Genomic DNA, 19,024 nt, shown 5'->3' with positions numbered 1-19,024 from the left:
TGGAAAAGCTATGGGCGGGCCCGAGCCCTGCGCGACTCGAGCCCGCTGTCACGTGACCCATGGCCAGGGCCCCCACCCCTCCGAGGAGACCCCGGCCATCAACGGGGACACGCGACGTCCGTAGCGTGCTCGACCGAGACGCCCGGGATGGTGTGGACCTGCCGTCCCGGGCCGGAACGGTGGCCGGCACGGTGCGGAAGGCTGGACGTCATCGGTCGAACACCAGGAAAACGTACGGTGTGCGGCGGGCACGACACATGCTCCGGACTGCGTATCCCGGGATGTATCTTCACCCCCGCGAAACCCCCGCGAATGTGTAGTCCGGAGTATGTAAAACTCACGGCCGCCGGGTGGGGCCTGTGAACGGGCGAGCCGGTCGCGCCGGTCAGGGGCGGTTCTGCTCGATGACCCAGGTGGCGACCTGCGTCCGGGAGGAGAACCCGAGCTTGGCCAGGATGTTGGCGACGTGCCGGGCCGCGGTGGCGGGACTGATCACCAGCTCGTCGGCGATGGCCTTGTTGCTCATCCCCCTGGCGATCAGCTCGGCGATCTCCCGTTCCCGGCAGGTGAGCGTGGTCATGGGGGCGACGACCGGATGCTTGCCGAGCAGCAGGGGCGTCTCGTGGGGCTCGTCGAACTGCAGCGCGTAGCGGACCGCCTGCTCCTGGGACATCTCCTGGCCGTGCGCCCACAGCTGCGCGACCAGCGCGTCGCCGAGGCGCACCCGGGCGGGCTGGAGCAGCTCCTCCATCCGCGCCCCGAACCCGGGCGGCAGCACGGCGCCGCCCATCGCGCTCCTGATCGCGGCGGAGGCCCCGGCCAGGCGCACCGCCCGGCGGTCGTCCTCCTCGGCGAGCGCGAGCTGCGCGAGCGTCTCGATGCGGCGGGCCACGCCGAGCCGCTGGCCGGTCCCGATGCAGAGCCGCAGGCTCTCGATCAGCCTGCCCCGCGCGGTGGGGAGGTCTCCTTGGGCCAGCGCGATCCGGCCCAGCCCCGACAGGCAGGTGATGGCCTGCCAGTGGGCGGTGATGTCCTGGAGCATGTCGAGGGCGCGCTCGTAGTGGGCGCGGGCCTCCACCAGGTCGCCGCGGAGCCAGGCGACCTGGGCCAGGCCGATGAGGGCGACCGGCGCGGCCCAGTGGTTGTCGAGCTCGTGGGCGATGGCGAGCGCGGCCTCGAAGGACCGCTGCGACTCCTTCGCCCTGCCCTCGGACAGCGCGAACGTGCCCTCCATGGACCGGATGACCGTCTCGTGCCAGGGGTCGTCGACCGTGCGTACGGCCTCCAGCGCGTCGTCCAGCAGGGATCTGGCCCTCTCGGGGCGCCGCTGGTAGATGGCCACCCAGGCGAGGATGGCGAGCGCGCCGCTGAGCGGTCCGTACAGGCCGGCCTCGCGGCACAGGCCGACCGCGGCGGCGCAGGCGATCTGCGCGGTGTCGGGGTCGCCCTGCCCGAAGGCCACCTGCCCGCGCAGCGCGAGCGCGTCGCCGCGCACGGCCGGCGTCAGGTCCTCGGGGGCGGCGTCGAGCAGGCGGTCGAGCCACTTGTCGGCCGGGGTGAACCTCCCCCCGGCGATGATCGGCCAGCGCAGCAGGACGAGGAGGCGCAGCGCGCTCTCGGGGTCGCCCGCCGACTCGATCGACCAGCGCACCGCGGCCCACACGTTGGCCTGGAGCTCGTCGAGCATGACGAGCATCGGGCAGATCTCGGTCCAGGCCGGGCGGGGGCGCCGGACGATCGTCCGGTGGATCCGGGCGGCGATCTCGATCATGTGGTCGCGGTGCAGCCGCCGGAACTCGGGCTCCTCGCCCGAGGCGTCGAGCTGCTCGGTGGCGTACTCGCGGATCGTCTCCAGCATGCGGTAGCGCGTCTCGCCCGCCACCTCGGCGTCGGCCAGGACCAGCGACTTGTCGACCAGGTCGCAGAGCACCCCCAGGACGTCCTCGGCCCACAGCGCGTTGCCCGCGCAGACCTGCTCGGCCATGTCGAGCGTCCACCCGCCGGTGAAGACCGCGAGCCGGCGCAGGAGGATCCGCTCGGGCTCGTTGAGCTGCTGGTAGCTCCAGTCGACGGTCGCCCTGAGCGTCTGCTGCCTGGCCGGGGCCGTCCTGTCGCCCGCCGACAGCAGCCGGAACCTGTCCCTGATCCTGGCGTTGATCTGCTCCACGGTCAGCACCCTGCACAGGGCGGCGGCGAGCTCGATGGCGAGCGGCATCCCGTCGAGCGCCTCGCAGAGCCCGGCGATGTCGGCCGCGTTCTGCTCGGTGACGGAGAAGGCCCGCGAGGCGGCGGTGGCGCGGTCGGCGAAGAGGCGCACCGCCTCGCTGGTGCCGAGGAAGAGCCGCACCGCCTCGCTGGTGCCGAGGTCGTGGCCGTCGCTCCTGGGCAGGGTGAGCGGCGGCACCCGCCACACGGTCTCCCCCGCCACCCGGAGCGGCTCGCGGCTGGTCGTGAGCACGCGTACGTCGGGACAGACGGTGAGCACGGCGCGGCAGAACCTCGCGGACTCCTCGATGAGCGACTCGCAGTTGTCCATGACCAGCAGCAGCCGCCGGTCGCCGAGCGCGTCGATCAGGGTGTCGGCCAGCGCGCGGGACGGCTCGGCCTTGACCCCGAGCACGGCGGCCACCCGGGGCTCGACCTGGTCACCGCGCACCGCGTCGGCCAGCTCGACCAGCCAGACCCCGCCGGGGAACTCCCCCGCCACCTGGCCGGCGACCCGGACCGCCAGCCTGCTCTTGCCGATGCCGCCCGCCCCGCAGAGCGTCACCACCCTGGCGACGCCCAGCAGGTCGGTGAGCTCTTCCACGTCGGCTTCACGCCCCACGAAGCCGTTGGGTTCGAGGGGAAGGTTGCCTCCGGTGAAGGAGGAGTGTGCGGTGTCCTGGGTCATCGGCTCTTAGAGAGGTCGCGGGTAGAACCGTCACAGAAAGTGTGACATCAATTACCGAACCATGCCCAGTCTTAGACCTTTTCCGGCCCATGTATTACCCTGCCCCGCCGTGACCGCCCACGGCCATCCGATGGCCATCGCCGGTGCGGCGACTCACACTGCTCCCATGACAGACTCCCCCGCCGGCCCGGTCCCCGAGATCGGCGAGATCAGCGTCTCCGGCTGGTACGCCCACACCGACAAGATGGCGAAGGTCGGCTTCCTGACCATCGCGCGCAGGCTTCCGGCGCTGGTGTCGCAGGCCGTCAGGCTGGCGTGGCTGGCCAGTCCCCGCGACACCGTCATCGCGATCGCCCTGAGCCTGCTGAGCGGGGTGTTCACCGCGTTCGGGCTGCTCGCCACGACCGGGGTGCTGTCGGCGCTGTTCGAGGCGGGGCCGACCCCCGAGCGGGTACGGGCCGCCCTGCCCAGCCTGATCCTGGTGGGGGTGGCCGCGACCCTGCGCACCCTCACGCAGGCGGGCGCGGGCTGGGCCCAGTCACGGCTGGAGCCCCAGGTAGGCCGGATCGCCGAGGAGCGCCTGTACGGGCTGACCGGCCGGGTCGGCCTCGCGTCCTTCGACGACCCCGACTTCCACGACGCGCTCCAGCGGGCCAGGTCGCGCGGGGTCGCGGTCGCGGACGAGGTGGTGGGCACGGCCATCAACACGCTGACCGCGGTCATCGGCATCGTCGCCGCGGCGGGCGTGCTGGGGGTGCTCCACCCGGTCCTGCTGCCGCTGCTGGTGCTGGCGGTGCTGCCCGACGCGTGGGCGGCGGTCCGCTCGGCGCGCATGCGCTACACGACGATGTACGCCCTGATCCCGGCCAGGCGCCGTAAGTGGATCATCGCGGAGCTGCTCGCGGACCGCGATCCGGCCGCGGAGGTGCGCTCGTTCACCATGCGCGGCTTCCTGATGCGGATGTACGACGCGGTGGCGACGGCCGAGCAGGCCGTCATGCTCGGCCTGGCCAGGCGGCAGGTCCTCGCGCGGGTCGTCGGCGAGGCGCTGGGCGGCGTCGGCACGGCCGTGGTCTACGTCGCCCTGGGCGTGCTGCTGGCGGTGGGGGCGGTCCCCCTGGCGGTCGCGGGCACCGCCGTACTGGCGATCCGTTCCGGCCAGACCTACCTGGCCAACCTGATGTACGCCACGAACCGCCTCTACGAGGAGGGCCTGTACTTCACCGACTTCCTCGACTTCTGCGCCGAGGCCGAGAGCAGGCTGCCCGCCGGACGCCCGGCGGGGGCGCCGGAGGGCTTCGAGCGGATCACCGCCGAGGACGTCGTCTTCACCTATCCGGGCTCCGAGAGTCCGGCGCTCCAGGGGCTCACGGTGACCATCGGCAGGGGCGAGGTGATCGCCCTCGTCGGGGAGAACGGCTCGGGCAAGACCACGCTGGCCAAGATCCTGTCCGGGCTGTACGAACCGGACGGCGGCCGGGTCCGCTGGGACGACACGGACCTGGCGGACGTCGATCCCGACGAGCTGCGCGACCGCATCGCGGTCATCGCCCAGGACCACACGCGCTGGCCGCTGACCGCCCGCTACAACATCAACATGGGCACCGACAAGGGAGAGCCCGCGCTCGTGGCGGCGGCCGAGGTCGCGGGCGCCGACCAGGTGGTGGCCGAGCTGCCGAACGGTTACAGCACCCTGCTCGACCGGCGTTTCAAGGACGGTCAGGAGCTGTCCGGCGGCCAGTGGCAGCGGATCGCGATCGCGCGCGGCTTCCACCGGGACGCCCCGCTGCTGATCTGCGACGAGCCCACCGCGGCCCTGGACGCCCGCGCCGAGCACGCCCTGTTCGAACGCATCCGCCAGCACGCCGACGGGCGTACCGTGCTGCTGATCACCCACCGGCTGGCGAGCGTCCGCTACGCCGACCGGATCTACGTCCTCGACCACGGCAAGGTCGTCGAGCACGGCACCCACGACGAGCTCATGACTCTCGACGGCCTCTACGCCGACCTCTACAGCCTCCAGGCCAGGGCCTACTCGGCCTGACCTCCCGGGACGGCCTCGACGACGACCTCGACGGCCTCCGTCACCCCCGGGCCTGGCCCTACTCGGTCTGGCCGCCCAGGAACGCCTCGATGACGGCCCTGGCGATGGGGGCCGCCACCCGCCCGCCCTGCCCGCCGCCCTCGACCAGGACCCCGACGGCGATCCGGGGAGAGACGGCCGGGGCGAAACCGGTGAAGATCGCGTGGTCCTCACCCGAGACGGCGTTCTCCGCCGTGCCGGTCTTCCCCGCGACCTTCACCCCCCGGACGGCCGCGGCGACGCCGGTCCCTCCCTTCCCGGTGACGGCGACCATCATCTCCGTGAGCCGTTCGGCCTCCTCTGCGCCGAGCGCGCGGCGGTACGCCGAGGGTTCGGTCACGTCGATCACCGTGCCGTCGGCGAGGCGGACCTCGTCCACCAGGTGGGGACGCATCAGCGAGCCGTCGTTGGCCACCGCCGCCGCGATCATCGCGATCATGAGCGGGGTGGCCCGGACGTCGAACCGGCCCAGCGCCGACATCGCGGTCTGCGCGTCGTCCAGCGCGGAGGGATAGACGCTTCTGGCCACCGGCATGGGCACCTGCAGGTCGTCGGTGTCGAACCCGAAGGCCTCGGCCTGCTCGCGCAGCGCGTCCTGGCCGAGGTCGACCCCCATCTTCGCGAAGGGGGTGTCGCACGAGAGCCTGAACGCCTGGAACAGCGGAAGGGCTCCGCCACCGCAGGCGGCGCCGCCGGCGTTGCGCAGGTAGGTGCCGGTGCCGGGGAGGCGGAAGGACTTCGGGGCGCTGACGCGGGTGCCGGGGTCGTAACGCCCCGAGCCGAGCGCCGCCGCGCCGGTGATGATTTCGAAGGTGGACCCCGGCGGGTAGTTCCGCTGGATCGCCCGGTTCAGCAGCGGGTCCTCGGGGTCGCCCTGCAGCCGCTTGTCCACCCGGTCGAGCTTGGCCGCGTCGAAGCTCGTGTAGAGGTTCGGGTCGTACGAGGGCAGGGAGACCATGGCCAGGATCGCGCCGGTGCGGGGATCGATCGCGACGACGGCGCCGGGCTTCCCGGTGGCGCGCAGCCCGTCGTAGGCGGCCCGCTGGGCGCCGCGGTCGACGGTGAGCCTGAGCGTGGCGCCGCCGCGGGTGCCGTCGACCAGCCCGCGCATCTTCACCCGGGGGTCGCTCCCGGACAGCAGGGCCTCCTCGGCCTGCTCGATGCCACCGGTGCCGTGGAGCGAGAAGTGCCCGGTGATCGCCGCGTAGAGCGGCCCGCCGGGATAGACCCTGCGGTACCGGTACGTGGCGTTCCTGGCCTTGCGGCTGGTCGCGACGACCGTGCCGTCGCGGAGCAGGATCCTGCCCCGGGGACTCTCGAAGCGCGCGATCATCGTCCGCTTGTTGCGCGGGTCCTCGTTGAGCCGCTCGGAGTCCAGCGCCTGGAGGTAGGTCACGTTGGCGAGAAGGGCGAACAGCATCCCCCCGCACATCAGCGCGACGTGGCGCAGCGGAATGTTGATCCGGCGCGCGCGCGGTGCGACCATGGCCCCTCCCCGGACACCCGACCTCGATACCGGTTTAACAGCCGGACCGAAAAGGGCACCTCGACCAGGGGCAAAGCCGCCGTACGGCTTCCGAACGGCCATAAGCCCCAGGGCTTGTGGCCGGCACGAACCGCGCGGCCTCTAGTCGACCACCGAGTGGTAATACGAGATCTTGTTGCGGATCGCCACCTGCTTCTCGCGCAGGTTCTCGACCTGCTCCTGCACCCGCCGGTCGTGGGCTTCGAGCAGCGCGATGCGGTCGCGGACCGTGTGGTCACCCGCCCTGGTCATCTCGGCGAAGCGGAGCATCTCCGCGATCGGCATGCCGGTGTCGCGCAGGCAGCGGATCATGCCGAGCCAGCCGACGTCCTCCTGGGTGAACCGGCGCTGCCCGGCCGCGTTGCGGCCGATCGGTTCGAGCAACCCGATGCGCTCGTAGTAACGAAGCGTGTCGAGGCTGAAGCCGGTCTCCTCCACCACTTGTCCTGGTGTGTACACACTCACATCGGGCAGCATTTCATCTGGAACCCACTCAAGGTCAAGTTCCGATGTTTCCCGGCGACCCACTTGCCCTGGAGTCCACTCCAGCATTCAGGGTGTCGTTCATGACACACATTCCCCTCGCCCTGGGCACCATCCCCTTCGGCACCGTCCTCGACGACCGGGCCGGCTTCGCGATCCTCGACCGGTTCGCCGACGCCGGAGGCGCCCTGCTGGACACCGCGAACAACTACCCGTTCTGGAACGAGGGCGCCACCGGCGACGAGAGCGAGCTGGCCATCGGCCGCTGGCTGGCCGCCCGGAACAACCGCGACCGGATGGTGCTGAGCACCAAGTGCGGCGCGCGCCCGACCGTCCCCGGCGACCGGACGCTGGACTCCGCCGAGGGCCTGTCGGCCACGGCGATCGCCGCCGCCGCCGAGGGCAGCCTGCGACGGCTGGGCACCGACCACGTCGACGTGTACTGGGCGCACATCGAGGACCGCTCCGTTCCCCTGGAGGAGACCCTGGGAGCCTTCGCCGAGCTGGCCCAGGCGGGCAAGGTCCGCGAGATCGGCGCGAGCAACGTCCCGGCCTGGCGCCTGGAGCGCGCCCGCGCCACCTCGCGGGCGAACGGCTGGCCGCTCTACACCAACGTCCAGCTCCGCCACACCTACCTGCGGCCCCGGCCCGGGGTACGGCTGCAGGAGGCGGGTCACGTCCTGACGCAGGACGACATGCTCGACTACCTGCGCTCGGAGCCCGGCCTGACCCTGTGGGCGTACAACACGCTGATGTTCGGCGCCTACACGCGCGAGGACCGGCCGATCCAGGACATCTACGATCACCCGGGCACCGAGCGCGGGCTGGCCGTGCTGCGGGAGATCGCGGGCGAGCTGGGCGCGACCGTCAACCAGGTGGTGCTGGCCTGGCTGATCGGCGGTGACGTGACGACGGTCCCGATCGTCGGTGTGAGCTCCATGGCGCAGCTGGAGGAGGCGCTGGGCGCGCTGGACCTCAAGCTCGACGGCGAGCACCGCGCCCGCCTGGACGCCGCCCGCTGACGGCGTCCACCTGCCGCGTCCGCCGACGACGGCAGGTGCCCCCGGCCCCGCCGACGGTGAGCACCGGCGGCGGGGCCGGGGGCCGGCGCCGTCACTCCTGCGGCAGGTGCGCCGACAGGTAGCGGCGGACCAGGTGCTTGCACTCGGCGATCAGCTCGGGGTCGCCGTCGGGCAGGGAGCGGAAGGCGAGTTTGAGCACCGCGTCGGCGGCCTCGACCGCGACGAAGAGCACCCGGTCCAGCTCGGGGCCGAGCGGGGCGCCCAGCAGCTCGACGGTGATCGTGCGGAGCCGGTCGGCCACGATGGCGTTGTTCTCCAGGGCGGCGTCGAGCATGCGGCGGGTCCCCATGAGGATGGGACCGCCGGGCGAGGCGAGCACTCCCCCGAAGTCGACGACCGCGAACCCCGGGGTGGACCGTTTCATCGCGACGAACTCGTCGATCGCGAGATCGACCATCTCCGTCCACTCGGACAGCTGCACCTCGGAGAGCCTGGCCGTGACCCTGCCGAGGAACGCCTCCAGATTGCGTAGTGCCAGCGCGCGTACGAGCCCCTGCTTGTCGGGAAAGAACTGGTAGAAAGTGCCGATTGGAACCTCTGCGCGGCGCGCGACCTCCTTGGTGGTCAGTGCCTCGTAGCCGACCTCGTCCAGTAACCGCGCACACTCGTCCAGCATGCGCTCCACCCGTTCCAGGCTGCGCCGCTGAGCGGGCCGGCGGCGAAGCGTTCCCCCGGAGACGTTCGTCATCTCCCCATCATCCCCTACGACAAGCCCGGGGGATTAACATGAGCCAGACTCACGCTAATTGGAGGCCGGGATGTTCCTCTGGGGTACGGCGACCGCGTCCTACCAGATCGAAGGCGCCGTCGCCGAAGACGGGCGGGGCATCTCGATCTGGGACACCTTCACCCGCGAGCCCGGCCGCGTCCGCGGCGGCGACACCGGCGACGTGGCCTGCGACCACTACCACCGCTGGCCGGAGGACGTCGCGCTGATGTCCGGCCTCGGGGTGAACTCCTACCGCTTCTCCATCGCCTGGCCGCGCGTCCAGCCCGAGGGGAAGGGCGCGATCAACCGGGCGGGCCTCGACTTCTACGACCGGCTGACCGACGCGCTCCGCGAGAAGGACATCGTCCCCGCCGCCACGCTCTTCCACTGGGACCTGCCCCAGCCCCTGGAGGACGAGGGCGGCTGGCTGAACCGCGACACCGCGTACCGTTTCGCCGAGTACGCCGCGGCCGTGGCCGACAGGCTCGCCGACCGGATCCCCCTGTGGATCACCCTGAACGAGCCCTTCATCCACATGGTCTTCGGCTACGCCCTGGGCACCCACGCCCCCGGCAGGACCCTGGTCCTGGACGCGCTCCCGGCCGCCCATCACCAGCTGCTCGGGCACGGCCTGGCCGTACGGGAGCTCAGGGCGCGCGGCGCGGAGAAGGTCCTGATCACCAACAACTGCACCCCGGTCCGGCCCGCCTCCTCCGACCCCGCCGACCTGGCCGCCGCCGACGCCTACGACGTCCTGCACAACCGCCTGTTCAACGATCCCGTGCTCCTCGGCGCCTACCCCGACCTGTCCGCGTACGGGGTGAGCCTCGACTGCGTCCGTGACGGCGACCTTGACCTGATCGGCACCCCTCTCGACGGCCTCGGCGTCAACTACTACAACCCCACCCGGATCGCCGCGCCCACCGGCGAGGGGCTCCCCTTCGAGGACGTGGGCGTCACCGGCTACCCCACCACCGCCTTCGGCTGGCCCGTCGTCCCCGACGGCCTGCGCGAGCTGCTCTCCGGCCTCAGGGCCCGGTACGGCGACGCCCTCCCGCCGGTCTACGTCACCGAGAACGGCTGCTCCCAGCCCGACGAGCCCGGTCCCGGCGGCACGGTCGACGACCAGGACAGGATCGCCTTCCTCGACGGCCACATCGGGGCCGTCGAGCGGGCGCGGGCCGAGGGGGTGGACGTGCGCGGCTACTACGTCTGGTCCCTGCTGGACAACTTCGAGTGGGCCGAGGGCTTCAGCCAGCGCTTCGGGCTCGTGCACGTCGACTTCCCCACCGGGACGCGCACCCCGAAGGCCTCCTACCACTGGCTGCGCGACCGCATCTCGCGGGGCCTGCCCGGCGCGCCCTCCCGGCCGTAGTCCGAAAGATGTACGGCGGCCTCGGTGTCGCGCAGGAGGTCATCCGGGTTCCGGCATCGCATGATCGGAGGTGAGGAGAACCGGAACCCGACCGATCACCCCCCCGTACCCGCTCCCACGGTCATGGCCGGAAGCGCCCGCGGATACGCGGGGCACGCGGGGCCACCGCGCCCCCGGCGTCACCGACGGAGAGCGAAGTTGACCATCGAACTGGTACTGACCCTGGGAGCCCTGGCGCTCGTCGACAGCACGAGCTTCGGGACCCTCGGCGTTCCCGCCTACCTGCTGCTCGCCTCGGACCGGTCACCGGCCGGCCGCCTGCTGGTCTACCTCGCCACGGTCGCCACCTTCTACTTCGGCGTCGGCGTCGCGCTGATGCTCGGGCTGGCCGCGGCCCTCACCGCCTTCGAGGAGGCGCTGTACAGCCGCACCGCCTACTGGGTCCAGCTGGTGATCGGCGTGGGGCTGTTCCTGCTCAGCTTCCGTTTCGACTCCAAGCGGCATAAGGGGAAGGAGAGGCCGAGCCGCTGGGAGCCCCGCCTCGGCGGGCCGGGGGCGATGGTCCTCCTGGGGCTGACCGCCGCCCTCCTGGAGGTCGCGACGATGCTTCCCTATCTCGGCGCGATCGGTTTCATGACCGGCGCGAACCTGCCCGCCGCCCAGTGGGTACCGCTGCTCGCGGGCTACGTGCTCGTGATGATCCTGCCGCCGCTCGTGCTGCTCGGCGTCAAGACCGTCGCCGGAAGCCGGCTGGACCCGAAGCTGGAACGGCTGCGCGACTGGATGCGCAGGAACTCGGCCTCCGCGCTCGGCTGGACCCTGGGCATCGTCGGTTTCCTGGTCGCCTACGACGCGGTGGGGCGCCTGTTCGGGAGCTGATCCCGGCGTTCTCCGGCCCGCCCCGGCCTCTCCCGCCCCGGCCCCAGGCCGGAGCGACGGCCGGGGCCGGGCACGTCCTCTCCCCGAGCCGATCCCACCGGCCACCCCGCCCGAGGGGAGCCGGCGGAAAACCCGTTGCGAAGTAACGAGACGGGCCGTACCGTCTAGTGCCATGTGCATATACTTCGCCTGCCACCTGGCCGGCTACGTGATCCGTCCCCGCGACAGCCGGGCTCTGGCCCGCTAGGGACGCGTCACCCCTCCTCCGTTCTCCACGCGTCCCCGATGCGCGCCCAGGGCCTCCGAGACCTTTCCTCACCTCGGACCCGAAAGGGCGAAAGCTGTGGCGCACTCCTTCGCGCAAGGAAACCATTCACACACCCAGAGAAAGGTAAGGAACGGCGGTGACCGCGACCGGGCCAGGCGCGCCCTGTCGCAGAACTTCCTCGTCGATCCGCGGGCCGTCCGGCGGATGGCCGGGGCGATCGGATCGCACGGGCTGCTCCTGGAGCCGGGCGCGGGCCAGGGCGCTCTCACCCTCGCCCTCGCGGAAAGCTGCGCCAGGGTCGTGGCGTACGAGATCGACCCGCTGTACGCGGGCAGGCTCGCCGCCCGTACCCGCGACGACGACCGGATCGAGGTGGTCAGGGGTGACTTCCTGACCGCGCGGGTCCCGCGAGAGCCGTTCGCGGTCGCCGGGAACATCCCCTACTCGATCACTTCCAGGATCGTCGACTGGTGCCTGCGCGCGCCCGCGCTCACCTCGGCGACCCTGCTCACCCAGCTGGAGTACGCGCGCAAGCGTTCCGGCGACTTCGGCCGTTGGAGCAAGCTGACCGTGCTGACGTGGCCCGGCCATTCCTGGGAGCTGGCCGGGCATGTCGGCCGCGAAAGCTTCCGGCCGGTGCCCGCCGTCGACTCGGCGATCCTGCGGATCGTGTCGCGCCCCGTCCCGCTGCTGGCCGGCGGCCGGGACGCGGCCTGGCGGGAGTTCGTCGAGTACGGCTTCACCGGGCTGGGCGGTTCGCTGCACGCCTCGCTGCGGATGCGGTACGCGGCCCGGCGGGTGGACGCCGCGTTCGCGCAGGCGCGGGTGAACCGTGACACCGTGGTGGCGTTCGTCCACCCCGACCGGTGGCTGACGCTCTTCGAGCTGCTCCACTGAGGCACCCGCCCGGTCGGACACCCGGGACCGCCCGGGTCCGGCCCGCCCCATCGGCCGGACCCGGGCTCCCACCTTCACGACGAACGGGAGTCCCCGGAAACGACATCTCCCGTCCACCGATCCTCGTCCGTCCACCCGGGGCTCACGGAGCCTCAGGCCCCCATGGCCGCCCGGCGGATTTTGGCCGCGCCGTACTCGCCGGGCGCGAGGCAGCAGGGACACGGACGCCTGCCGTGGGCGTTGGGCATGTATCTCCAGCCGGTCACCTGGTTCACGGCGCGGACGCGGTGGATCTCCTTCGCGGTGATCGCCCGGGGGATGAAGACCTCGTATCCCCGGGCGTCGTCGCACCCGGCGATCAGGGCGGCGGCCTCGGCGCTGGGAAGCCGCTCGTGCTCCCACCCGTAGTGGCCCACGAACACCGGCTCGTCGTCGGGCACCCGGAAGTCGACGGCCGTCAGCGTGCGGCGTCCACCGCGTTTCAGCTCGCGGACCCACTGGTGGGTGAGCTGGTAGGAGGGCAGGACCGGCAGGCAGAACAGACCCGGCAGACCGTCGCGGCCGCGGCTTCGCGCGCCGATTCCGGCCCGCCGCACCGATCGGATGTTCTTCGCCGCCGTGAGATGGACGAACATCGTCATGCGGTCACCCCTCCGGGATATGACGTCCGGTCTTCCAGAAGCGCCCCACCTCCTCCTTGAAGGCTCCGTGAAGGCTCCGTGAAGGTCCATGAGATCCGTGAAGATCGACCGGAGCGTGACGGCAGCCTAACCCGGTGTACGGCTGCGGCAAACGGATTTTCCGGCGGGCCCTACCCGGCGGTGACGCGCGGGCGGTCGCGGCGGGCGTCGTGCAGGACCGAGCCCCACCAGAGGAGCTGGTCGAGCAGCGCCTTCGCGGCGCGCTCGGGGCCCTCGGGATCCTTGAGGGCGCCGTCGGGGCCGAACAGCTCGTAGTACCGGGGGAAGGTGACGTAGTCGCGGACGGTGTGGGCGTGCAACTCGCCGAAGACCTGGCGCAGCTGCTCGACCGCCAGGAGGCCGCCGCTCCCCCCGCTGTAGCCGACGAAGCCGATCACCTTCGCCTCCCACTCGGTGTAGTGCCAGTCGATGGCGGCCTTCAGCGAGGCCGGGAAGCTCCGGTTGTACTCCGGCGTCACCACGACGATCGCGTCGGCCGCCCCGATCCGCCGGGTGAGGTCCGCCATCTCCGCCGGACGGGCCATGTCGGGTTCGAGCGCCGGCGGCAGGGACGGCAGTTCGAGCGGCAGCGGCGTGTCCGCCAGGTCGATGAGATCCACCGCGAACCGGCCGTCGCGCTCGGCCCGCTCGGTGAACCAGTTCGCGACCACCGGGCCGAACCTGCCCTCCCTGACGCTGCCGATGATCACTGCGAGGTTGAGGGTCTCACTAGGCATGGTTGTACTCCCTGTCGGGGGTTCGAGGTCCGAGGTGACCGTGAAGGTCACGTTCCCCAACCTGCCGGGCGGGGCGGAGACCAGGAAGACCGGGCCGAGACTGGTAGTGGCAGGGCCACGACCCCGGCGTCCACGGCTGTTACGTTCGAAACGTGAGCGACAACGAGCTGGGCATGTTCCTGCGCATCCGCCGCGAAGCCGTCACCCCCGCCGAGGTGGGGCTGCCCACCGGCCCCCGCCGCCGCACACCGGGCCTGCGCAGGGCGGAGCTGGCCACCCTCGCCGGAGTCAGCGTCGAGTACCTGACCCGCCTCGAGCAGGGACGCGACCGCCGCCCGTCCACACCCGTGCTGTCCGCGCTGGCGAGCGCGCTGCGGCTGACCACGAGCGAACGCGTCCACCTGCACCGGCTCTCCAAGTCGGCCGACGGCGGCTTCACCTGCATGGGCGCCACGATGCCGGCCCGCGAGGTCCGTCCCACCGTGCGGGCGCTGCTCGACCGGCTGGAGCCCGCCCCCGCCCTGCTGCTCAACCGGCTGAGCGAGATCCTCGCCTGGACGGCGGGCTACGAACGGCTGGCGGGACCGATCGGCATGCTGGACGGCAACCCGCCGAACCTCGCCCGCTTCGTGTTCACCGACGGCCGGGCGCGGACCGCCTACCCCGACTGGGACCATGTCGCCGACGAGCAGGTCGCCGCCCTCAAGCAGGGGCCGTTCCGGGCGGACTGGCACATCGCCACGCTGGCCGACGAGCTGGCCGTCACCGCCGGGGCGGCTTTCGCCGGGCGGGTGGACACCCTGCCCGGCCTCCCGAAGTCCAGCGGCGTCACGCGGCTGGTCCATCCCGACGCGGGTGAGCTGCGCCTGGCGTACGAAACCCTTGAGCTGCCCGCCGACGACGACCAGCGCCTCATCGTCCATCTCCCCGCCGACAGCGCCACCTCCGCCGCGCTCGACCGCCTCACCGGCCGCCACCCGGGTGCCCTGCGCGCGGTCTCCGGCTGACACGGGGCCCGCCGCCCGCCGGCACAGGCCGGGTGAGCACGCGATGACGCCGCCGGGTCGCCTCCTTCGGGGCGCGGCGCAACAGCCCCGACGGCCTCTCGTGTGAACGACGGCCCCGCAAACCCTTCCGGCCACGGCATCCGGGCCGGGGCCCCATCAGCGTGGCTCCCTCCGTTGCGCGCCCCGACCGGCATAATCGAGACGATCAGCCTGGTCAGGCCGCGCGACGCCCTCGTCCATGGCCGTCCCCGGCAGGTCCCCCCTCCACCGACACCCATGTCACACCACGTGACGACCGTACAGCGACCCGGGCGTCCGGCAGGAGGAACGTATGCGTCTCGCCATACGGATCGCGGTGGCGGCCGTTCTCACGGCGGGCCCGAGCGGCCCGGCCGGACCGGCCGCCCCGCCCCCGCCACCGACCCCGCCCCCGGCCCCGCCCACTCCCGCCCCCGCGCGTGCGCCCGCCGCCACGGCCGGCGTCGACGCCACCCCCACGCCCGCCGTCGCGCCCGGCGCCACCCCCATGCCCATGGCCACCCCGACCCCGGTGTCCACCTCCACGCCCATGGCCACCCCCACCCCGGCGGCCACCCCGACCCCGGCGGCCAGTGCCGGTTCCAGTTCCGGTGCCACCGCGACCGCGACCGCGACCCTCACCACCAGGACCGACCACACCGTCTCGCTGCCCCCCATGGGCGGCAGGAACACCATCCCCCCGTGGCTGAAGAAAGTCCCCTCGCTCCGCGTCCTGCCCCTGTGGCCCCGCCAGGCCGGCCACGTCCGGATATTCGTGCACTGCCCCCCGAAGTCGAACCACGCGCTCATCGGCTCCACCGCGTTCAACCTGAAGGGGTCGAGACGCGTCTACCGGGAGGTGGGGCTGGGGCTCTCCGACCGGGGGCTGGGGCACCGCGCCGCGTCCATCTCCTACTACGCCCTGCCGGGATTCCACGAGGCGTGCCTGACGTGTGTGAAGGTCACGATGAACCAGCAGACCCGCATCAGGCGGATCCGGGTGCTCGGCCGCGACTCCACCCCCCTCTACGTGCGAAGGTTCAGCATCTGGCAGTTCTTCGACTAGCGCGTGTCCCCTCCCGGCCAGGGGCGATGATTTTTCGGACCTCCGCGGGTTGTACGCGGTGACGGAACCCGTCGACCCACAGGAGGCAGGAATGGCACGCGCGGAGAGCCGGCAGACGGACCCCGGGCACGGAACCGCGCTCTGGTCGTCGGCGGCCTGGCGGCAGGGCGCGGTGTCATGGCTGGACGAGCGGCTCGCCGCGGCGGGGACGGAGCGGACCGGCGAGGTCACCCAGCCGCACCTGCGGCCGTGGGGGACGGTGCTCAGGGCGCCCACCACCCGCGGCCCGGTGTGGCTGAAGGCCCCCGGGCCGGACACCGCGTTCGAGGTGGCGCTCTACCGGCTCCTGCTGCGGGTCGCGCCGGAGCGGATCCCGCCCCCGATCGCCGTCGACGTCGAGCGCGGCTGGCTCCTGCTGCCCGACGGCGGGACGCCGCTCGGGGAACGCGTGGACGGCGCCGCCCTGGCCGACGCCCTGGTGACGGTCCTCCCGGAGTACGGCAGGCTCCAGCGCGACCTCATGCCGCACGTCGAGGACCTGCTTCCGCTCGGCGTCACCGACATGCGCGCCGCCGTCATGCCGCGGCGCTTCGACGAGGCGGCGCACGCGGTCGGACGGTACGTGGAGCGGTACGGCGACACGTCCGGCGAGGAGACCCACCGGCGCGTGACCGCGATGCGCGGCACCTTCGTCTCGTGGAGCGAGCGGCTCGCCGCCGCGTCCGTACCGCCGAGCCTGGACCACAACGACCTGCATCCCTGGAACATCCTGGTGACCGGGACGGCCCCGGCCCGCCGGGTGCGGTTCTACGACTGGGGCGACAGCGTCGTGGCCCACCCGTTCGCCAGCATGCTGGTCGCCCTGGGATTCCTCCGCCTCCGGCTGGGGCTCGCCTCCGACGACCCGGCGATCCTGCGCGCCAGGGACGCCTACCTCGACGTGTTCCGCGACCTCGCCCCGCACGCGGAACTCGTCGAGGAGCTGGAGCTGGCCTGCCAGGTGGGCAAGATCGCCCGTACCCTGGTGTGGGAGCGGTCGATCCGCGCCCAGGGCCATGCACGGGCGGGCGAGTTCGCGAAGGCACCGCTGAACTCCTTCGCGTCCCTGGCGGCGGACTCGTGGATCGCGCTGGGAGCCTGAAGGTGCCCGATCCCGCCCGCCGGGGCTCGCCGGTGGGGTTCCGCGAGATGCCGGTAGGGTTCCGCGAGATGAGCGAGACCGGGTGGGGATCCAAGGCCGGAGCGGCCGGAGCGGCCGGAGCGCGGCTGCTGGACGCCGCGAGGAAGGGCGACCCCGACGCCTTCGGGCGCCTGGTCGATCCGTTCCGCGGCGAGCTGCACGCGCACTGTTACCGGATGCTCGGATCGGTGCACGATGCCGAGGACGCCCTGCAGGAGACGCTGGTGCGCGCCTGGCGGAGCCTGGAGCGGTTCGAGGACCGCGGCTCGATCCGGTCGTGGCTGTACAAGATCGCGACCAACAGGTGCCTGACGCTGATCGAAAGCCGGGGCCGCCGGGAGCTGCCCACCGATTTCAGGCCGGGTGCCGCGCCGCTCGCCGAGACCTCGTGGATCGAGCCGTACCCCGACGAGCGGCCGGGCCCCGAGGCCCGCTACGTGGCGCGTGAGGGGATGGAACTGGCCTTCGTCGCCGCGCTCCAGCACCTGTCGGCTCGCCAGCGAGCCGTCCTGGTCCTGCGCGAGGTCCTCGGATTCCCGGCGCGCGAGGTCGCGGACCTGCTGGAGACCACGGTCGCGTCGGTCAACAGCGCGCTGCAGCGCGCCCGCAGTGCCCTCGGTGCCCGGCTTCCCGGCACCGGCCGGCGCTCCCCGGACGAGGAGGGGCTCCGGAAGCTGGCGGACCGGTACGCGGCCGCGTGGGAGGCCGGAGACGTCGAGGCCATCGTGGCGATGCTGACCGACGACGCCAGGTACGCGATGCCGCCGCTGCCGGAATGGTACGAGGGGCACGAGGAGATCAGGGCCTTCCTGGTCGAGGGGCCGCTGACCTGCCGGTGGCGCTTTCTGCCGGCGTACGCGAACGGGCAGCTCGCGTTCGGCACCTACGCGTGGGACGAGGACGGGAAGGTCTACGTCGCGGCCGGGCTCGACCTGCTCGCGCCGCGGGGCACGAGGATCGCCGAGGTCGTCTCGTTCCTGACGCCGGAGATCTTCCCCGCGTTCGGCCTCCCCGCCGAGATCGCGGGCTGATCCGGCCCCGGCCCGTCTCGGCGCGGGCCCTCGCCGCCTCCGGCCGGGCCCGCGCCGTGACGGGGGCGGCGATCGACACCACCCGCGGCGCGGTCCCGGGCCGGCGGCCGGGTCACGATCCGCCGGCCGGACCGGTGTCCGGCCGCCAGATCCAGTTCCGCCGGTTGTACAGCGTCCGCAGCCCGGCCGCGAGCATGTTGTTCAGCGACGGATTGGCCGAGCCCTCCGCCGGCAGCCCGGCCTCGGCGACGAGCCGGCGGCAACCCGCGTTCGCGGCCTCCTTGGCGCGGGCCGCCAGCAGGGCCGACTGCGCGCCGCGGTTGCGGTGGCCGGGCAGCGTCGAGGCGGCGTTCAGGGAGCCGGTCTCCCCGTGGACGAAGAGATTGGCTCCGGCGACCATCTCGTCGCCGTCCCAGACCGCGAACGGCCGGAAGGCCGGATGCTCGACGCTCGCCGCCAGCATCTCGGCGAGTCCCTCCTCGGGCATGCCGAACCCCCGCAGGACGACCGAAGCCCACTCCGCGGCGGCGTCGGGGCCGACCGGCCCGACGCGCATCTCGGTCCGGCCCGGCCGGAAGGCGTCGATCGGGCACGCCAGCTTCACCCAGGACGAGCCAGGAATGATGCCGTGGCCGGCGCGAATGTCGTCCCAGTCCGGCGGCAGCACGTCCGGGGCGACCTGGATGACCGCCCCCTCGCTGTCCTGCGCGCGGTAGAAGTCCACCACGCGGTCGACGAGGTCGCGAGTGATCGGCTCCTCGAAGCCGAACCCGAGCGCCTTGCTCCAGTAGCCCGTCACGTCGTGTCGCATCGACAGGGCGACACCACCGCCGATCCGCGTGGTGGTGATCCCGAGCAGGGACGCGGCGGACGGCGGTGCGAACGATTCGTACTGGTACATGAACTCCGCCTCGACGCCTTCGGCGAGAGCGGTCAACCGATCCTGCGACATGCTGTTTCCCCTCGGATGCATCGGATCCCTCGATATCCCCCACGGCCGCGTCTCACGTCCCGGGGCCTTACGCCTGCAAGATGCATCGGCCACCCCGGAAGTTCGATCCGTCGGCGAGATCAGATGAAATTGTGTGAAATTAGGGGAAATTGGGGGAAA

16 protein-coding genes are annotated in these 19,024 nt (G+C 72.3%); 9 read left to right on the top strand and 7 right to left on the bottom strand.

Annotation, left to right across the window (positions count from 1 at the left end; translation table 11 throughout):
* Positions 1-385: 385 nt before the first annotated feature.
* Entirely contained in the window at positions 386-2,893 is a 2,508-nt protein-coding gene (locus ACTOQ1_RS35395) for a tetratricopeptide repeat protein (protein WP_440072338.1), read from the bottom strand.
* A gap of 166 nt (positions 2,894-3,059) precedes the next feature.
* On the opposite strand from ACTOQ1_RS35395, the gene ACTOQ1_RS35390 reads away from it, so the two are divergent.
* Positions 3,060-4,937, top strand: coding sequence for an ABC transporter ATP-binding protein (locus ACTOQ1_RS35390; RefSeq protein ID WP_440072337.1), 1,878 nt, complete (start codon positions 3,060-3,062; stop codon positions 4,935-4,937).
* A 58-nt stretch (positions 4,938-4,995) separates the two neighbouring features.
* Here the strand turns inward: ACTOQ1_RS35390 and ACTOQ1_RS35385 are convergent, their stop codons facing one another.
* Complete coding sequence (locus tag ACTOQ1_RS35385; RefSeq protein WP_440072336.1) at positions 4,996-6,462, bottom strand: peptidoglycan D,D-transpeptidase FtsI family protein; 1,467 nt, start codon at positions 6,460-6,462, stop codon at positions 4,996-4,998.
* Positions 6,463-6,603: 141 nt separating this feature from the next.
* A complete protein-coding gene (locus ACTOQ1_RS35380) occupies positions 6,604-6,966 on the bottom strand; it encodes a MerR family transcriptional regulator (protein WP_440072335.1) in 363 nt (120 codons plus the stop codon).
* 101 nt (positions 6,967-7,067) lie between these two features.
* On the opposite strand from ACTOQ1_RS35380, the gene ACTOQ1_RS35375 reads away from it, so the two are divergent.
* A complete protein-coding gene (locus tag ACTOQ1_RS35375) occupies positions 7,068-8,006 on the top strand; it encodes an aldo/keto reductase (RefSeq protein ID WP_440072334.1) in 939 nt (312 codons plus the stop codon).
* A 91-nt stretch (positions 8,007-8,097) separates the two neighbouring features.
* On the opposite strand, the gene ACTOQ1_RS35370 is transcribed toward ACTOQ1_RS35375, so the two are convergent.
* Complete coding sequence (locus ACTOQ1_RS35370; RefSeq protein WP_440072333.1) at positions 8,098-8,754, bottom strand: TetR family transcriptional regulator; 657 nt, start codon at positions 8,752-8,754, stop codon at positions 8,098-8,100.
* A 70-nt stretch (positions 8,755-8,824) separates the two neighbouring features.
* On the opposite strand from ACTOQ1_RS35370, the gene ACTOQ1_RS35365 reads away from it, so the two are divergent.
* The 3 genes from ACTOQ1_RS35365 to erm all read left to right on the top strand — a co-directional run bounded on the left by ACTOQ1_RS35365 (position 8,825) and on the right by erm (position 12,194).
* Positions 8,825-10,150: a GH1 family beta-glucosidase gene (locus tag ACTOQ1_RS35365; protein WP_440072332.1), complete on the top strand. Its 1,326-nt coding sequence runs from the start codon at positions 8,825-8,827 to the stop codon at positions 10,148-10,150.
* A gap of 198 nt (positions 10,151-10,348) precedes the next feature.
* Positions 10,349-11,029, top strand: coding sequence for a GAP family protein (locus tag ACTOQ1_RS35360; RefSeq protein WP_440072331.1), 681 nt, complete (start codon positions 10,349-10,351; stop codon positions 11,027-11,029).
* Positions 11,030-11,372: 343 nt separating this feature from the next.
* A complete protein-coding gene (gene erm, locus ACTOQ1_RS35355; protein WP_440072330.1) occupies positions 11,373-12,194 on the top strand; it encodes an ErmE/ErmH/ErmO/ErmR family 23S rRNA (adenine(2058)-N(6))-methyltransferase in 822 nt (273 codons plus the stop codon).
* A gap of 152 nt (positions 12,195-12,346) precedes the next feature.
* On the opposite strand, the gene ACTOQ1_RS35350 is transcribed toward erm, so the two are convergent.
* Entirely contained in the window at positions 12,347-12,835 is a 489-nt protein-coding gene (locus tag ACTOQ1_RS35350) for a hypothetical protein (protein WP_440072329.1), read from the bottom strand.
* Positions 12,836-13,005: 170 nt separating this feature from the next.
* Positions 13,006-13,611: an NADPH-dependent FMN reductase gene (locus ACTOQ1_RS35345; RefSeq protein ID WP_440072328.1), complete on the bottom strand. Its 606-nt coding sequence runs from the start codon at positions 13,609-13,611 to the stop codon at positions 13,006-13,008.
* Positions 13,612-13,763: 152 nt separating this feature from the next.
* On the opposite strand from ACTOQ1_RS35345, the gene ACTOQ1_RS35340 reads away from it, so the two are divergent.
* The 4 genes from ACTOQ1_RS35340 (at position 13,764) to ACTOQ1_RS35325 (ending at position 17,913) form a co-directional block, all read left to right on the top strand.
* A complete protein-coding gene (locus ACTOQ1_RS35340) occupies positions 13,764-14,618 on the top strand; it encodes a helix-turn-helix domain-containing protein (RefSeq protein WP_440072327.1) in 855 nt (284 codons plus the stop codon).
* 331 nt (positions 14,619-14,949) lie between these two features.
* A complete protein-coding gene (locus tag ACTOQ1_RS35335; protein ID WP_440072326.1) occupies positions 14,950-15,702 on the top strand; it encodes a hypothetical protein in 753 nt (250 codons plus the stop codon).
* A gap of 91 nt (positions 15,703-15,793) precedes the next feature.
* On the top strand, positions 15,794-16,843 hold the full coding sequence (locus tag ACTOQ1_RS35330) for a phosphotransferase (protein WP_440072325.1): 1,050 nt from the start codon (positions 15,794-15,796) through the stop codon (positions 16,841-16,843).
* A gap of 68 nt (positions 16,844-16,911) precedes the next feature.
* Positions 16,912-17,913 (top strand): sigma-70 family RNA polymerase sigma factor, encoded by a 1,002-nt coding sequence (locus ACTOQ1_RS35325; protein WP_440072324.1) that lies wholly within the window; start codon positions 16,912-16,914, stop codon positions 17,911-17,913.
* Positions 17,914-18,025: 112 nt separating this feature from the next.
* Here ACTOQ1_RS35325 and ACTOQ1_RS35320 read toward each other — a convergent pair whose 3' ends face one another.
* Positions 18,026-18,865 (bottom strand): GNAT family N-acetyltransferase, encoded by an 840-nt coding sequence (locus tag ACTOQ1_RS35320; RefSeq protein WP_440072323.1) that lies wholly within the window; start codon positions 18,863-18,865, stop codon positions 18,026-18,028.
* Between the last annotated feature and the right edge of the window lie 159 nt (positions 18,866-19,024).

Origin of the sequence: Streptosporangium sp. OZ121 (assembly GCF_051918885.1) — a bacterium.
In the GTDB taxonomy this organism is placed as follows: domain Bacteria; phylum Actinomycetota; class Actinomycetes; order Streptosporangiales; family Streptosporangiaceae; genus Streptosporangium.
The sequence above is the reverse complement of the archived record's forward strand: the minus strand, read 5'-3'. Positions and strand labels throughout refer to the sequence as shown.